General features: G+C 73.6%; 15 protein-coding genes. 7 read left to right on the top strand and 8 right to left on the bottom strand.

All coding sequences use genetic code 11. The annotated features are described in order from the left end of the window. Nucleotides 1–184: 184 nt before the first annotated feature. On the top strand, nt 185–1,570 hold the full coding sequence (locus tag CP968_RS23840) for a cysteine desulfurase/sulfurtransferase TusA family protein (RefSeq protein ID WP_150519937.1): 1,386 nt from the start codon (nt 185–187) through the stop codon (nt 1,568–1,570). Nucleotides 1,571–1,630: 60 nt separating this feature from the next. Here CP968_RS23840 and CP968_RS23835 read toward each other — a convergent pair whose 3' ends face one another. Continuing rightward, the gene (locus CP968_RS23835; protein ID WP_150519936.1) at nt 1,631–2,605 is read right to left on the bottom strand and encodes a carbohydrate kinase family protein; all 975 of its coding nucleotides are present in this window, start codon (nt 2,603–2,605) and stop codon (nt 1,631–1,633) included. Nucleotides 2,606–2,737: 132 nt separating this feature from the next. Here CP968_RS23835 and CP968_RS23830 point away from each other — a divergent pair, with 132 nt between their 5' ends. Both CP968_RS23830 and CP968_RS23825 read left to right on the top strand, forming a co-directional pair. Continuing rightward, a complete protein-coding gene (locus CP968_RS23830) occupies nt 2,738–2,977 on the top strand; it encodes a hypothetical protein (protein WP_150519935.1) in 240 nt (79 codons plus the stop codon). Between the two features lie 107 nt (nt 2,978–3,084). Beyond that, on the top strand, nt 3,085–4,539 hold the full coding sequence (locus tag CP968_RS23825) for a hypothetical protein (RefSeq protein ID WP_167536719.1): 1,455 nt from the start codon (nt 3,085–3,087) through the stop codon (nt 4,537–4,539). A gap of 103 nt (nt 4,540–4,642) precedes the next feature. Here the strand turns inward: CP968_RS23825 and erpA are convergent, their stop codons facing one another. Then, nucleotides 4,643–4,999 carry an iron-sulfur cluster insertion protein ErpA gene (gene erpA / locus CP968_RS23820; protein WP_008738845.1) on the bottom strand — a complete coding sequence of 119 codons (357 nt, stop codon included), beginning with the start codon at nt 4,997–4,999 and terminating at the stop codon, nt 4,643–4,645. Between the two features lie 294 nt (nt 5,000–5,293). On the opposite strand from erpA, the gene nadA reads away from it, so the two are divergent. Further along, entirely contained in the window at nt 5,294–6,481 is a 1,188-nt protein-coding gene (gene nadA, locus CP968_RS23815; RefSeq protein WP_189828896.1) for a quinolinate synthase NadA, read from the top strand. An 82-nt stretch (nt 6,482–6,563) separates the two neighbouring features. Here nadA and CP968_RS23810 read toward each other — a convergent pair whose 3' ends face one another. From CP968_RS23810 to CP968_RS23800, 3 genes are all read right to left on the bottom strand, one after another. Beyond that, nucleotides 6,564–9,698, bottom strand: a complete 3,135-nt coding sequence (locus tag CP968_RS23810) for an efflux RND transporter permease subunit (protein WP_150519932.1) — start codon at nt 9,696–9,698, stop codon at nt 6,564–6,566. A 174-nt stretch (nt 9,699–9,872) separates the two neighbouring features. After that, nucleotides 9,873–10,592, bottom strand: a complete 720-nt coding sequence (locus tag CP968_RS23805) for a response regulator (RefSeq protein ID WP_189828897.1) — start codon at nt 10,590–10,592, stop codon at nt 9,873–9,875. A gap of 45 nt (nt 10,593–10,637) precedes the next feature. Then, nucleotides 10,638–11,459 (bottom strand): adenosylcobinamide-GDP ribazoletransferase, encoded by an 822-nt coding sequence (locus CP968_RS23800; RefSeq protein WP_150519931.1) that lies wholly within the window; start codon nt 11,457–11,459, stop codon nt 10,638–10,640. 87 nt (nt 11,460–11,546) lie between these two features. On the opposite strand from CP968_RS23800, the gene CP968_RS23795 reads away from it, so the two are divergent. After that, the gene (locus tag CP968_RS23795; protein WP_150519930.1) at nt 11,547–12,332 is read left to right on the top strand and encodes a hypothetical protein; all 786 of its coding nucleotides are present in this window, start codon (nt 11,547–11,549) and stop codon (nt 12,330–12,332) included. 68 nt (nt 12,333–12,400) lie between these two features. Here CP968_RS23795 and pspAA read toward each other — a convergent pair whose 3' ends face one another. After that, nucleotides 12,401–12,679, bottom strand: a complete 279-nt coding sequence (pspAA, locus tag CP968_RS23790; RefSeq protein ID WP_150519929.1) for a PspA-associated protein PspAA — start codon at nt 12,677–12,679, stop codon at nt 12,401–12,403. A 13-nt stretch (nt 12,680–12,692) separates the two neighbouring features. Further along, nucleotides 12,693–13,487 carry a PspA/IM30 family protein gene (locus CP968_RS23785; protein WP_150519928.1) on the bottom strand — a complete coding sequence of 265 codons (795 nt, stop codon included), beginning with the start codon at nt 13,485–13,487 and terminating at the stop codon, nt 12,693–12,695. A gap of 271 nt (nt 13,488–13,758) precedes the next feature. Here CP968_RS23785 and CP968_RS23780 point away from each other — a divergent pair, with 271 nt between their 5' ends. Continuing rightward, nucleotides 13,759–14,367, top strand: a complete 609-nt coding sequence (locus tag CP968_RS23780) for a DUF3043 domain-containing protein (protein ID WP_150519927.1) — start codon at nt 13,759–13,761, stop codon at nt 14,365–14,367. An 8-nt stretch (nt 14,368–14,375) separates the two neighbouring features. Then, nucleotides 14,376–15,176 carry a class I SAM-dependent methyltransferase gene (locus CP968_RS23775; protein ID WP_373304063.1) on the top strand — a complete coding sequence of 267 codons (801 nt, stop codon included), beginning with the start codon at nt 14,376–14,378 and terminating at the stop codon, nt 15,174–15,176. Between the two features lie 117 nt (nt 15,177–15,293). On the opposite strand, the gene CP968_RS23770 is transcribed toward CP968_RS23775, so the two are convergent. Continuing rightward, entirely contained in the window at nt 15,294–15,506 is a 213-nt protein-coding gene (locus CP968_RS23770; protein ID WP_150519926.1) for a hypothetical protein, read from the bottom strand. Nucleotide 15,507 lies beyond the last annotated feature (1 nt).

The raw sequence follows: 15,507 nt of genomic DNA, 5'->3' as shown, positions 1-15,507 counted from the left end.
GACCAAACCCTACTGGACGCTATTTGGGGTCGCGCGGGGAGGGTGCCCAACGCGCCGCTACTGACCCCGAAGGGGTGGTTCCGCCGTCCGGGGGACGGCGCGAATGGCCCTGAACGCCCGGCTCCGGAAGACAACTGACGGCCCCTGACCCCGGCCCCCGGGAGCCTCCGGCTAGCGTGGCCGGATGCCGTACTTCGACACCGCGTCCGCCGCCCCCCTGCACCCCGTGGCCCGGCAGGCGTTGCAGGCCTCCCTGGACGAGGGCTGGGCCGATCCGGCCCGGCTGTACCGGGAGGGCCGGCGGGCCCGGCTGCTGCTGGACGCGGCGCGGGAGGCGGCGGCGGAGGCCGTGGGGTGCCGGCCCGACGAGCTCGTGTTCACTCCTTCGGGGACGCACGCGGTTCACACGGGTGTCGCGGGGGTCCTGGCCGGACGCCGGCGCGCGGGGAGCCGTCTGGTCGTGTCGGCGGTCGAACACAGTTCTGTACTCCATGCGGCGGCGGCGCACGCGGCCGCCGGGGGCTCGGTCGTGGAGGTCGCGGTGGACCGGCTGGGCGCGGTGTCGGCGGCCGGCTACCGCGCGGCCCTGGCCGAGGGCACCGCGCTGGCCTGCCTGCAGTCGGCCAACCACGAGGTGGGCACCGTCCAGCCGGTGGCGGAGGTGGCCGGGGTCTGCGCGGAGGCCGGGGTGCCGCTGCTGGTGGACGCGGCGCAGTCGCTGGGCTGGGGGCCGGTGGAGGGCGGCTGGTCCGTGCTCACCGCGAGCGCGCACAAGTGGGGAGGGCCGCCGGGGGTGGGGCTGCTGGCGGTGCGCAAGGGGGTCCGGTTCGCCCCGCAACACCCTGCGGACGAGAGGGAGTCGGGCCGCTCCCCCGGCTTCGCGAACCTCCCGGCGATCGTGGCGGCGGCGGCTTCGCTGCGGGCGGTGCGGGCCGGGGCGGAGGCGGAGGCGGCCCGGCTGCGGGTGCTGGTGGACCGGATCCGCCGGCGGGTGGTCCGGCTGATGCCCGATGTGGAGGTGGTCGGCGACGCGGACCGCCGGCTTCCCCACCTGGTCACCTTCTCCTGCCTGTACGTCGACGGCGAGAGCCTGCTGCACGAGCTGGACCGGGCCGGCTTCTCGGTCTCCTCGGGCTCCTCGTGCACCAGCTCGACGCTGACCCCCAGTCACGTGCTGCGGGCCATGGGAGTGCTGTCGGAGGGGAACGTGCGGGTGTCGCTGCCGCCCGGGACCACGGCGGAGGAGGTCAACGGGTTCCTGGAGGTGCTGCCGGGTGCGGTGGCCGGCGTACGGGAGCGGCTCGGCGTGAGCGGGCCCCCGGCGGTCCCGGCGGAGCCGGTGGCGGACTCCGTGGAGCTGGACGCGCTCGGGCTGCGCTGCCCCCAGCCGGTGATCGAGCTGGCCCGGGCCATCGGCACCGTCCCGGTCGGGGGCACGGTGACCGTGCTGTCGGACGACGAGGTGGCCCGGCTGGACATCCCGGCGTGGTGCGCGATGCGGGGCCACGCCTACGTGGGCGAGTCGCCCCGGCCGGCCGGCACGGCCTACACGGTCCGCCGCGTCCGCTGACGGGTGCGGCACGGCCCGGCCGGGCGCGGGGGCCCGGCCGGGCCGGCGTGCGCGGCGGGGTCAGGCCAGGTGGGACCGGACCTCGGCGGCGGCCTCGTCGCCGTACGCCTTGGTGAACCGCTCCATGAAGTGGGCCCGGGCCAGCGTGTACTCCTGGGTGCCGAGGGTCTCGATGACCAGCGTGGCCAGCATGCAGCCGACCTGCGCCGCCCGCTCCAGGCCGACGCCCCAGCCGAGGCCGGTCAGGAACCCGGCGCGGAAGGCGTCGCCGACGCCCGTCGGGTCGACCTTCGCGTTCTCCTCGGGGCAGCCGACCACGATCGGGGCCTCGCCGGCCCGGTCGATGCGCACGCCGTTCGAGCCGAGGGTGGTGACGCGGGTGCCGACCTTGGCCAGGATCTCGGCGTCGGTCCAGCCGGACTTCGACTCGATGAGGCCCTTCTCGTACTCGTTGGAGAAGAGGTAGGTCGCGCCCTCCATCAGGGTGCGGATGTTGTCGCCGTCCATGCGGGCGATCTGCTGCGAGAAGTCGGCGGCGAACGGGATGCCCCGGGTCCGGCACTCCTCCGTGTGGCGCAGCATCGCCTCGGGGTCGTCCGCGCCGATCAGGACGAGGTCGAGCCCGCCCACGCGGTCGGCGACGGCCTTGAGCTCGATCAGGCGGGCCTCGCTCATCGCGCCCGTGTAGAAGGAGCCGATCTGGTTGTGGTCGACGTCCGTGGTGCAGACGAAGCGCGCGGTGTGCAGGACCTCGGAGATCCGGACGGACTCGGTGTCGACGCCGTGCCGGTCGAGCCAGGCCCGGTACTCGTCGAAGTCGTAGCCGGCCGCGCCGACGAGGACCGGGCGGGTGCCCAGCTGTCCCATGCCGAAGCAGATGTTCGGGCCTACGCCGCCCCGTCGGACGTCGAGGTTGTCGACGAGGAAGGAGAGGGAGACCGTGTGCAGCTGGTCCGCGACCAGCTGGTCGGCGAAACGGCCGGGGAAGGTCATGAGGTGGTCGGTGGCGATGGAGCCGGTGACTGCGATGCGCACGGCGTGGACGCTCCTGCGGAGGACGGCAAGGGGACAGTCAAAACTACCCGGTCGGGGCGGCTGAGCCGACCGGCAGAAACTACCCCGTAGTAGGTCTTTCTTACCGTGAGCCGCCGTGCCTACGGTTCCGGCATGACCTACACCGACGGTTTCGGCTACAGCGAGTACACCCCCGAGGCGCGCGGCGCGGAAGGCGCCCGGCAGCCGGGTCTCAGCCGTCTGCTGGGCGACTGCGCCCGGATGGCGCCGCACTGGGCGGTTGCGGCGGGGCCGCGTCCGGATCGGGTGGCGCCCTCGCAGATCCACGGGATCCGCGTCCCGCAGGCCTCGGCCCGGCTGATCGCGGCGACGGCCGCGTACGGGGACCAGTAGGCCCGCGGGCACGGCCCGGCAGGGGGGCGCGGAGGTCCGGGGAACCGGTTGCGCGTCTGTTCCGTCCCATCCGCACCGGACGACGGAACGGGTGAAGGAGCGATGCGGTGACCAGCGAACGACCCGACACATCACGCGGCACACGACGGCGGCCGGCCTGGGCCGTCGGCTCGATCGCGGCGGCCGTGCTGCTCGCGGGCGGCGGTACGGCGTACTGGGCGTCCACCGCCCACGGGGACGGCGGCCCGGGCGGCCGTACGGGTGACAGCGCGGCCTCCGCCCCGCGCGCGGCCGGCACCCCCCCGGCCCCCGGCATCGCACCCGGTGAGCCGGACCCGTCCGGCGGCGGGGTGGTCTACCGGGCCGACGTGAAGCTGCCGGAGGCGCCGGCGAGCGCGCCCGCGTTCACCGCGTCCGGCGAGGTGGCCTCGGCGGAGGTGGCCCGGCTGGCGGCGGCGCTGGGTGTCCCGGGGACCCCGCGGCTGTCGGGCGAGAGCTGGCTGGCCGGGGAGGCGGCCGACGGGTCGGGGCCCCGGCTGACGGTGGCCTACAAGGCCCCCGGGACGTGGAACTTCAGCCGTTTCCAGGGCCGGCCGCCCGGTGACGGCACCGGCAGCGGCGCGGGCGACTCCTGCGTGCGCGGCAAGGACACCTGCGGGCCCGCGACGCTCCCCGGGGCGGGTGGCGGCGCGGACGCGGGTCCGGGCACGCCGGTCTCCGAGGAGGCCGCCCGGGCGGCCGCGGCTCCGGTGCTGGCCGCAGCGGGCCTGGCGGGGGCGAAGGCGGACGCCCGGCTCACCGAGGGGGCGGTCCGGGTGGTGACGGTGGACCCGGTGGTCGGCGGTCTGCCCACGCAGGGCTGGTCCACGCGGGTGAGCGTGGGTGCGGACGGCGCGGTGGTGGCGGCCGGCGGTGAGCTCCGGGTGCCGGTGCGGGCCGCCGAGCGGCCGGTGACGGGCGCCGTGGAGGCGCTGGCCCGGTTGAACGCGCGCTCGGGCGGCGCGGGCGGCGGGACCCCGGCTCCGAGCGGCTGCGCGACGTCGGTCCCGCTGGAGCCGGACGCGGCGGCGGGCGGCCCGGGGCCGGTGCCGTGCAACCCGGACCCGCGGCCGATGAAGCCGCCGCGGACGGAGACGGTCACGGGCGCGGTGTTCGGGCTGGCCCCGGGGACGGTGGACGGTGCGCGGGGCCTGGTCCCGGCCTGGCTCTTCGCGGTGGCCGGCCGGGACGGCGGCGCGGGCCGGACGGTGACGGAGCCGGCGGCGGCCGAGCCGGCCTCCCCCGCTCCGGGGGACGGCCGGACGGTGCCCGGGTTCGCGTACACGGAGGCCGACCGGAAGCTGACGGTGACCTTCTGGGGCAGCCCGTGCAGCACGTACGCGGTGGAGGCGCGGGAGCAGGACGGCCCGGTGCTGGTGAAGATCACGGACACGCCGAACCAGCCGGGCCAGGCGTGCATCATGCTCGCGCAGGAGATGTCCCTGACGACGACGCTGGGCCGGCCGCTGGGCGACCGCGCGGTGGTGGACGCGACGACGGGCAAGCCGCTCCAGCGCCGGTAGGACGGCGCGTGCCCGCCGGGTGCGGGGCGGAACGCGGCGAGGGCCCGCCACCGGTCGGTGCGACCGGTGGCGGGCCCTCGCCGCGGAGCGGGGTCGTCCAGGCCTAGCTGAACGAGTCGCCGCAGGCGCAGGAGCCCGTGGCGTTGGGGTTGTCGATCGTGAAGCCCTGCTTCTCGATGGTGTCGACGAAGTCGATGGAGGCACCGTGCAGGTACGGGGAGCTCATCCGGTCGGTGACGACCTTCACCCCGTCGAAGTCCTTGACCACGTCGCCGTCGAGCGAGCGCTCGTCGAAGAAGAGCTGGTAGCGCAGGCCGGAGCAGCCGCCGGGCTGGACGGCGACGCGCAGCGCCAGGTCTTCGCGGCCTTCCTGCTCCAGCAGGGTCCTGACCTTTTCGGCGGCGGCGTCGGACAGGAGGATGCCGTCGCTCACGGTGGTCTTGTCGTCCTGTACGGACATCTGCATTCACTCCCGAAGTGGGCGGCTCCCCGCCTCAGGCAGGGAAACGTCGGACTCTTGCCATCGGTGGCAACGAGCGGGACCGCGGTTTCATTCCGGGACCCGACGCTTGTTTCAGACATTCATGCTCGCACACCGGGCGCGGGAGGGGGCTCCGTGGAGGGGGGCCCTCATTCGTCACATCGACACGAACGGCATCGTCAAACTGACGTGAAGAGGTTATGATAGATAGCGTCAAATAGACGAGAAGTCGCAGCGGTACCTCCAGAAGTCCCTTGTCGCAGAAAAGAAAGGGTGCGTGTCGTGACCACCGCCCAGCCCCTGGACGTCCAGCCGACGCCCCTCGCCCTGCTGCTGCTCGGCCGTGAGGCCGACCCCAAGAGCGAGCGCGGGGTGGAGTGTCCGGGCGACCTGCCGTCGCCGTCGGACCCGAACCTCGTGGCGCGCGCCCGCGCGGCCAAGGAGAAGCTCGGGGACAAGGTCTTCATCCTCGGCCACCACTACCAGCGCGACGAGGTCATCGAGTTCGCCGACGTCACCGGTGACTCCTTCAAGCTGGCCAAGGACGCGGCCGCCCGGCCGGACGCCGAGTACATCGTCTTCTGCGGCGTCCACTTCATGGCCGAGTCCGCGGACATCCTGACCTCGGACGACCAGAAGGTGGTCCTCCCGGACCTGGCCGCGGGCTGCTCGATGGCCGACATGGCCACGGCCGAGCAGGTCGCCGAGTGCTGGGACGTGCTGACGGAGGCGGGCGTGGCCGGGGCCACGGTGCCCGTCTCGTACATGAACTCCTCGGCCGACATCAAGGCCTTCACCGGCAAGCACGGCGGCACGATCTGCACGTCCTCGAACGCGAAGAAGGCCCTGGAGTGGGCCTTCGAGCAGGGCGAGAAGGTGCTCTTCCTCCCCGACCAGCACCTCGGCCGCAACACCGCCGTCCGCGACATGGGCATGTCCCTGGACGACTGCGTGCTCTACAACCCGCACAAGCCGGGCGGCGGCCTGACCGCCGAGCAGCTGCGCGACGCCAGGATGATCCTGTGGCGCGGCCACTGCTCCGTCCACGGCCGGTTCTCCGTGGAGTCGGTCGAGGACGTGCGCGCCCGCATACCCGGCGTGAACGTCCTGGTCCACCCGGAGTGCAAGCACGAGGTCGTGGCGGCCGCGGACCACGTCGGCTCGACGGAGTACATCATCAAGGCGCTGGAGGCGGCGCCGGCCGGGTCCAAGTGGGCGATCGGCACCGAGCTGAACCTGGTCCGGCGGCTGGCGAATCGATTCGCCGCCGAGGACAAGGAGGTCGTCTTCCTCGACAAGACGGTCTGCTTCTGCTCGACGATGAACCGCATCGACCTCCCCCACCTGGTGTGGACCCTGGAGTCCCTGGCCGAGGGCAACCTCGTCAACCGGATCCAGGTCGACAAGGAGACCGAGAGCTTCGCGAAGCTCGCGCTGGAGCGGATGCTGGCCCTCCCCTAGCGGGACGCGCGCGCCGGGTGCCGGCCGCCCCACGCACCACGAAGGGGCGCCCCCGTCCGGGGGCGCCCCTTCGGCGCGTGCGTCAGACCTTCGCCGGCTCGCCCTCGTCCTGCGGAGCGGCCTGCGGAGCCGGGACCGCCGTGCGGCGGGCCCCCTTCCGGTCCCGGCGGCGCTCCTTGCGGAGCTCGACCATCGTGTAGAGGGTCGGCACCAGCAGCAGCGTCAGCAGGGTCGAGCTGACCAGGCCGCCGATCACCACGACCGCGAGCGGCTGCGAGATGAAGCCGCCCGAGCCGGTGACGCCCAGCGCCATCGGGAGCAGGGCGAAGATCGTCGCCAGGGCCGTCATCAGGATCGGGCGCAGTCGGTGCCGGCCGCCCTCGACGACCGCCTCGACGACGCCCATGCCCTGGGTCCGGTACTGGTTGACCAGGTCGATCAGGACGATCGCGTTGGTCACGACGATGCCGATGAGCATCAGCATGCCGATCATGGCCGGGACGCCCATCGGGGTGCCGGTGACGATCAGCAGGCCCAGGGCGCCGGTCGCCGCGAACGGGATCGAGACGAGCAGGATCAGCGGCTGGACCAGCGAGCGGAAGGTCGCGACCAGCAGCATGAACACGATCGCGATGGCCGCGAGCATGGCCAGGCCCAGCGAGGCGAAGGCGTCGTCCTGGTCCTCGGCGACGCCGCCGACGGTGGCGGTGGCACCGTCCGGCAGGTCGAGGGCCTTGAGCTTCGTCTGCAGCGCGGTGCCGACGGCGCCGGTGTTGTCGCCCACCGGCTTCGCGGTGATGGTGGCGGCGCGGGCGCCGTCGATCCGGGTCATCGCGACCGGGCCGGGGACCTCCTTGACCTCGGCGAGGTCGCCGAGCTTGGCCGGGCCGACCGGGAGCGCCTGCAGTTCGGCCAGGGTGGTGGCCGGCTGCGCGGACTTGATGACGATGTCCCGCTCGGTGTCGTCGAGGACGGCCTTGCCGGCCGGGGTGCCCCGTACGGCCTGGGCGACGATCGCGCCGAGCGCGGCCTGGTCCAGGCCCGCCGCGGCGGCCTTGGGGGTGGCGGTGACCGAGATCCGGGGCACGGACTGGGACAGGTCGCTCTGGACGTCGGTGACGTCGTCCAGGCCGGCGACCGCGGCGCGGACCTGCTCGGCGGCCTTGGCCAGGGTGGCGGCGTCACCGGCCTTCACGACCACGCTGAGGTTCTGGCTGCCGAAGCCGCCGCCCGCCGCGAGCCGGGTGTCGCCGATGCCGTCGAGCCCCTTGAGGCCCTTCTCGATGGCCTTCTTGACGGAGTCCGCGTCGCCGGAGTCCTTCAGCGAGACCTGGTACGAGGCCTGGTTGGAGCCCGTGCCGCCGCCGAAGGCCGCCATGAAGCCGGAGGAGCCGACGGTGACCTGGTAGCTCTTGACGCCCTCGACCGAGGCGAGGACCTTCTCGACCTTGCGGCTCGCCTCGTCGGAGGCGCCCAGCGAGGTGCCCGGGGGCAGTTCCTGCTTGACCGTCAGGACGTCCTGCTCGCCTTGGTCGAAGAAGTTGGTCTTGAGCAGCGGCGTCATGCCGAAGGTGGCGACGAGGACGACCACCGCGATGCCCACGCTGGTGAGGCGGCGCCGGGTGGCGAAGCCCAGGACGCGTACGTAGAACTGCTGGAGTCGGCTGCGCGACTCCTTCTCCTCGGCCTCGCGGCGGGCCTCGGCGGCGCTCGCGGCGTCGTCGGCCGTGACGCCCGCGGGGGCGCGCAGGAACCAGTACGAGAGCACCGGCACGACGGTCAGCGAGACGATCAGCGAGGCCAGCAGGGCCGCGGTGACGGTCAGCGAGAACGAGCCGAAGAGCTCGCCGACCATGCCGCCGACGAGGCCGATGGGCAGGAAGACGGCGACGGTGGTGAGCGTGGAGGAGGTGACCGCGCCGGCCACTTCCCGGACCGCGGTGAGGATGGCGGCCTCGCGCTCCTCGCCGTAGCCGAGGTGGCGCTTGATGTTCTCCAGGACGACGATCGAGTCGTCGACGACGCGGCCGATGGCGATGGTGAGCGCGCCCAGGGTCAGCATGTTGAGCGACAGGTCGCGGGTCCACAGCACGATCAGGGCGAGGACGACGGACAGCGGGATGGAGACCGCGGTGACCAGCGTCGAGCGCAGCGAGCCGAGGAAGACCAGGATCACGATCACCGCGAAGACCAGGCCGAGCAGGCCCTCGGTGGTGAGGCTGGAGATGGACTTGGCGACGGCCGGGCCCTGGTCGCTGACCACGGTCAGGTCGGCGCCGGCGCCGAGGACGGAGCGCAGCTGGGGCAGCTTGTCCTTGACGGCGTCCGAGATGGCGACGGCGCTGCCGTCCTTGTCCATGGTCAGGACGAGGGCGAGGCTGGGCTTGCCGTTGGTACGGGTGATCGAGACGGCCTTGGCGGCCTCCTGCTTGACCGTGGCCACGTCACCGAGGCGCACGGCGGGCTTGCCGGGGCCGGGGCTCAGGCGCAGGTCCTCCACCTGGGCGAGGGAGGTGTAGCCGTTGCCCACGCGGACGGTGCGGTTCTTGCCCGCCTCGTCGAAGGAGCCGGCGGGGACGGTCGCGCCGCCCGCCTGGAGGCCCTGGGCGAGGGTGGCGCCGCTGAGGCCGGCGGCGGCGAGCCTGGCGTTGTCGGGGGTGATGGCGACCTGGAGGTCCTGGACCCCGTCCACGGTGACCTGGGCGACGCCGTCGATGTCGGAGAGGACCGGGACGACCGAGCCCTCCAGCTGGTCGGCCAGGGCCTGCTGGTCCTTGTCCGAGGTGACGGCGAGGATCACGGTCGGGATGTCGTCGGTGGATCCGGCGACCACCTGCGGCTCCACGGCGGCGGGCAGCCGGACGCGGGCCCGGTTGACGGCCTGCTGGACGTCGGCGACGAGCTGCTTGGTGCCGCTGTCGCCGTAGTCGAAGGTGGCCATGACGAGGGCGTTGCCCTCGCTGGCGGTGGAGGTGATGCCGGTGATGCCGTCGACGCCCTTGAGCATGGCCTCGATCGGTTCGACGACCTGCTTCTCCACCACGTCGGGCGAGGCGCCCTGGTACGGCGCGAGCACGGAGACCATGGGCAGTTCGATGGACGGCAGCAGCTGCTGCTTGAGCTGCGGGATGGCTATGGCGCCGAAGAGGAGCGCGACGAGCGACACGAGGCCGATCAGTGCTCTCTGGGCAAGGCTGAAGCGGGACAGCCAGGACATGGCGGGATCTCTCTGCAGTGACGAACGCGTGGTCCCCCAGCCTTTCCCACGGCGGGGGCGCACAGCGTCGCTCGCAGGTGCCGTCCTTATGCGCGGCATACCGCGTCCGCAGTACGCCGCGCTACTGCGGACGGCCCCGCGCGCGGCGGCCGGAGCGGGCCGGGGGGCCGGCGTTCAGTCGGTGCGCGGCCGGACCAGGCCCGATTCGTAGGCGATGACCACCAGTTGGGCGCGGTCGCGGGCGCCGAGTTTGGCCATGGCCCGGTTGACGTGGGTCTTGACGGTGAGCGGGCTGACCTCCAGCCGGCCGGCGATCCCGTCGTTGGAGAGCCCGGCCGCGACGAGCACGAGCACCTCGCGCTCGCGGCCGGTGAGCGCGGCGAGCCGCTCGGAGTGCGCGGCGCCGGCGGCGGGGGCGTCCCCGCCGCCGCCCTGGGCGAGGAAGGTCGCGATGAGCCCCTTGGTGGCGGCCGGGGAGAGCAGTGCCTCGCCGGCGGCGGCGACGCGGATGGCGTTGAGCAGGTCCTCGGGCTCGGCGCCCTTGCCGAGGAAGCCGGAGGCGCCGGCCCGCAGCGCCGCGGCCACGTACTCGTCGACCTCGAAGGTCGTCAGCATCACCACGCGCACGGCGGCGAGCTCCGGATCGGCGCTGATCATGCGGGTGGCGGCGAGCCCGTCGGTTCCGGGCATCCGGATGTCCATGAGGACGACGTCGGGCCGCACCCGCCGGGCGAGCTCGAAGGCCTGCGCCCCGTCCGAGGCCTCGCCGACGACCTCCATGTCGGGCTCGGAGTCGACGAGCACCCGGAAGGCACTGCGCAGCAGGGCCTGGTCGTCGGCGAGGAGGACGGTGATGGGCGCGGCGGCGGCCGGCTCCGGCGGGGTGTGGTCCACGGGGTGAGGGTACGTCGGCCCCGGCGGGCCGGTGCGGGCGGGCGGTCAGCCCAGGGACAGGAGGACCAGGACCGTGGCGGCGGAGACCTCGGCCAGGGCGCCGAAGACGTCGCCGGTGACGCCGTCGAAGCGGCGTACGCAGCGGCGCAGCAGCAGTTCGCCGGCGCCGAGGGCGGCCGGTACGGCCAAGGCGTGGCCGAGGGCGGCCGGCAGGCCGAGCGGGAGGGCGCAGACCCCGGCGAGCACCGTGGTCCCGACGGCGAGCGCGGCGGCCGCGCCGCGCGGGAGCACTCCGGCGACGGCGGCGCCGAGGCCCCCGGGGCGGGCGGCGGGCACGCCTTCGCGGGCGGCCAGGGTCATGGCGAGGCGGGCGGTCACGGCGGCGGTCACGGCGGCGAGGGCGCCGCGGGTCCAGCTGTCGGCGTACACGTCGGCCAGGGCGGCCACCTGCACCAGCAGGACGATCAGCAGGGTGACGACGCCGAAGGGGCCGATGTCGGACTGCTTCATGATGCGCAGGGCGTCCTCGGCCGGTTTGGCGCTGCCCAGCCCGTCCGCGGTGTCGGCGAGCCCGTCGAGGTGCAGTCCCCGGGTGAGCGCGGCCGGCACGGCGACGGTCACGACGGCGGCCAGCAGCGGCCCGCCGCCGAGGGCCAGCAGGGCCGCCCCGGGCAGGGCGGCGAGCAGGCCCACGGCCAGGCCGGCGAGGGGGGCGCAGGCCATGCCGGTCCGGGCGGCGGGCCGGTCCCAGCGGGTGATGCGGGCGGGCAGCACGGTGAGGGTGCCGAAGGCGAAGCGGACGCCGTCGCGCAGCGAGGCGCGGTCGGGGGGCGGCGTCGGGGGCGGGGCGTCGAACGAATCTGTCATCGGCGCGAACGCTACCCGTTGGGGGCGGGCGGTAAATTACCCGATACGGGCACGTGCGCGGGGGCTGCCGAACAGGGAGCGGATGCGATGGATCACTGGTGGTACCGCAACATCGTGGAACCGGGGAAGCTCCCCCTGCTGGTCGCGCTGTTCTCGTTCGTCCTGTCGTTCCTCGTCACGCGCGTGATCACCCGCCTGATCCGGGCGGGCCGCGGCCCGTTCAAGAACGTCACCCCCGGCGGCCTGCACGTCCACCACGTGGTGCCCGGGGTGATCCTGGTGATCATCGGGGGGTTCGGTGCGGTCGGCAGCGGCCAGCACAGCTTCGGCTCGGTGCTCTCGGCCGTCATCTTCGGACTGGGGGCGGGACTGGTCCTCGACGAGTTCGCGCTGATCCTGCACCTGGACGACGTCTACTGGAGCGAGCAGGGACGCAAGAGCGTCGAGATCGTGGTGCTGACGGCCGCCCTGGTGGCGCTGGTGCTCGGCGGGTTCCTGCCGTTCGGGGTGAACGACCTGACGAGCGGGGAGCGGCACAGCCGCGGCCTGGTGGTCATCAACACCGCGACCAACTTCTTCCTGGCCCTGATCGCCCTGTGGAAGGGGAAGGCGCGCACCGCCTTCTTCGGCACGGTCATCCCGTTCGTGGCGCTGATCGGCGCGATCCGCCTGGCCCGGCCCGGGTCCCCGTACGCGAAGCGGTTCTACGCCAACCGCCCGCGCGCCCGGGCCAGGGCCGGTCTGCGCGCCTTCCGCCACGACCGGCGGTGGGCGGTGCCGCGGCGCAGGCTGGAGAACTTCATCGGCGGCACCCCCGACGAGGAGGTACGGGCCGTGGGCCCGGCGCCGAAGGACCCGCCGCCGGGCGGCTGAGGGGCGTCGGCCGGCCCCCGCCCGTCCCTCCGTCCGTGCCCGGCACCGGGCGTCGGCGCCGTGTGCGCTCAGCCGGGGATGAGGCCGTCGTCGCCGAGCATCTCCCTGACCTCGTCCAGCCCGGCGTCCGGGCCGGGCAGGATCAGCTCGGACGGCTCCAGCGCGTCGTCCGGGAGGGGCTCGCCGAGCCTGCGCACCGCTTCGAGCAGGGAGCCCAGCGTGCGCCGGAAGCCCTCCGCGTCGCCGCTCTCCATCTCGGCGAGCAGCTCGTCGTCCAGTGTGTTGAGCTCGGCGAAGTGGCCGTCGGCCACCCGCAGCTGCCCTTCGCCCATGATGCGGACAATCATGACGGGCCCCGTCCTACTGCTTGTCGAACCGGTGGGGGGTCTGCGAGGGCTGGGTGGTGCCCGGGGCGCCGCCCTCGATGGCCTGCTGCTGCGCGGACGGGCCGCCGGCCAGCTCGGCCTTCATCCGCTGGAGCTCCAGCTCCACGTCCGTACCGCCCGAGAGGCGGTCCAGCTCGGCCTGGATGTCGTCCTTGGTGCCGAGGCCGCTCTGGTCGTCGAGCGCGCCGGAGGCCAGCAGCTCGTCGATGGCGCCGGCGCGGGCCTGGAGCTGCGCCGTCTTGTCCTCGGCGCGCTGGATGGCCACGCCGACGTCGCTCATCTCCTCGGAGATGCCGGAGAAGGACTCCGCGATCCGGGTCTGGGCCTGGGCCGCGGTGTAGGTGGCCTTGATGGTCTCCTTCTTCGTCCGGAAGGCGTCCACCTTGGCCTGGAGCCGCTGGGCGGCCAGGGTCAGCTTCTCCTCCTCGCCCTGGAGGGTCTGGTGCTGCACCTCCAGGTCGCTGACCTGCTGCTGGAGGGAGGCGCGGCGGGACAGGGCCTCGCGGGCCAGGTCCTCGCGGCCGAGGGCGAGGGCCTTGCGGCCCTGGTCCTCCAGCTTGGCCGACTGGCCCTGCAGCTGGTTCAGCTGCAGCTCCAGGCGCTTGCGGGAGGTCGCCACGTCGGCGACCCCGCGGCGCACCTTCTGCAGCAGTTCGAGCTGCTTCTGGTACGAGTAGTCGAGGGTCTCGCGCGGGTCCTCGGCCCGGTCAAGGGCCTTGTTCGCCTTCGCGCGGAAGATCATCCCCATACGCTTCATGACACCGCTCATGGGCTTCGCGCGCCCCCTTCTAGACGGACTGGACGGACTGTGCTCCAGGTCACCAACAAGACCCACAGTACGGGCCCTGTCTCCATTACCGCACTGTTCGAGTACGGATGCGCTCCTCCTCCAGGACGACTACGCCTCCGCCGTGTCAGGCGTAGGGAGTAGGTGACCCCAGGAGGGCGGGCCCACCGCACGGCCGTGCAAGGGGGAAGACGCCCGCCGTTGCCGGATCGTTCCCCGCCGGGGTGGGGCCCATGCCCGCAACCACGTACGCTTGGGTTTTGTGTTTGGTAGCCGCTCCTCCAAGGAAGAGAAGGCCGCCGCCACCGACAAGGTGAGCGCCGACCTCTCGCAGCCCCGTGACCCGCAGGCCCCGAAGGGCCGCCCTACGCCGAAGCGTGCTGTGGCCCAGTCGCAGCGCAAGGCCGTGGTGGCCTCGACCGGCAATCGCAAGGAGGATGCCAAGCGAAACCGTGAGCGCCGTCGCGTCGAGATGGCCAAGCAGCGCGAGGCGCTGGCCAACGGCGACGAGCGGTACCTGCCCGCCCGTGACAAGGGCCCGGTCCGCCGTTTCGTGCGCGACTACGTGGACTCCCGCTTCTCCGTCGCCGAGATGTTCCTGCCGCTGGCCGTGATCATCCTGGTGCTGAGCATGGTGCGGGTCCCCTCGATCCAGAACATCGCGCTGCTGCTGTGGCTCGGTGTGATCGCGCTGATCATCCTCGACTCCGTCGGCCTCGTCTTCCGCCTCCGCAAGGCGCTCGTGCAGCGCCACCCGGACGAGCCGCGCCGCGGCGCCATCGCCTACGGCCTGATGCGCACCCTCCAGATGCGCCGGCTCCGTCTGCCGAAGCCGCAGGTCAAGCGCGGGGAACGGCCCTGAGCCGAGGGGTGCCCGGGGGGCCGGGAGAAGGTTTCTCGGGTGGTGCCCGGGTCTGGCTCGAAGGTCTGGGCGGACTGCGCAACGCCGTCCGCCAGGAGCTCGTCGGCCGGCAGGTGGACGAGCAGATCGCGCACCGCTTCCCGGTCGGACAGCGGCTGCGCGTCCTCGACGTGGGCATGGGGCAGGGCACGCAGGCGCTGCGCCTGGCCCGCGCCGGGCACAAGGTGACGGGTCTGGAGCAGGACGCCGGCATGCTCGCCGTCGCCCGCGAGGCCCTGGAGGCCGAGCCCCCGGGGATCCGCGACCGGGTCCGCCTCATGGAGGGCGACGGCCGCGAGACCGGAGCGCACTTCCTCCCGGGCAGTTTCGACGTGGTGCTGTGCCACGGGGTGCTGATGTACGTGCCCGAGCCCGACGCCATGCTCGCCGGGCTGGCCCGGATGCTGGCCCCCGGCGGGCTGCTGTCCCTGCTGGTGCGCAACGGCGACGCGCTGGCCATGCGGCCGGGGCTGGACGGCGACTGGGACGGGGCGGTGGCCGCCTTCGACGGGGTCGCCTACACGAACCGGCTGGGCCTGGAGGTCCGCGCCGACCGGCTGGCCGGCCTGACGGCCACGCTCTCCGGGATCGGTGCCCCGCTGCAGGCCTGGTACGGGGTGCGCGTCTTCACCGACGGCACCGAGGCCGGCGAGCACCTCCCGCCCGACGAGGAGCTGGAGCGGCTGCTGGCCGCCGAGGACCGCGCCGGGCGCACCGACCCCTACCGGGGCGTCGCCGCGCTGCTGCACCTGTGCGGCGTGCGCGGCTGAACCCGTGCGGCGTGCGCCGGCCCGGCCCGGGTCCGCCCGGGCCGCTGCCGGCCGTCGCGGTCCCCGGGGTCCGTCCGGGGCCCCGGGGATGCGCCGCTGCCGTGCCCGGCCGCCGGGTCAGGCGTCCAGGGCCGCGCGCAGGCTCATGGTGTACAGCTCGGTCCCGGAGTCGTCGGAGAGCTTCACCTGTTCGGTACCGCCCTCCAGCAGTTCCTTCCAGTACTCGCCGATCCAGGACTCCGCGTCCCCCTGCGTGGTGAACTCCTCAGGAACCACCGACGGGCTCGCCTCGCTGCCGTCGGCCGTCTCGAACCGCCACGTCCACGCCATG

Source organism: Streptomyces subrutilus, from assembly GCF_008704535.1.
Classification (GTDB): domain Bacteria; phylum Actinomycetota; class Actinomycetes; order Streptomycetales; family Streptomycetaceae; genus Streptomyces; species Streptomyces subrutilus.
Note: the sequence above shows the minus strand (reverse complement) of the source record. Positions and strands in the feature narration are given on the sequence as shown.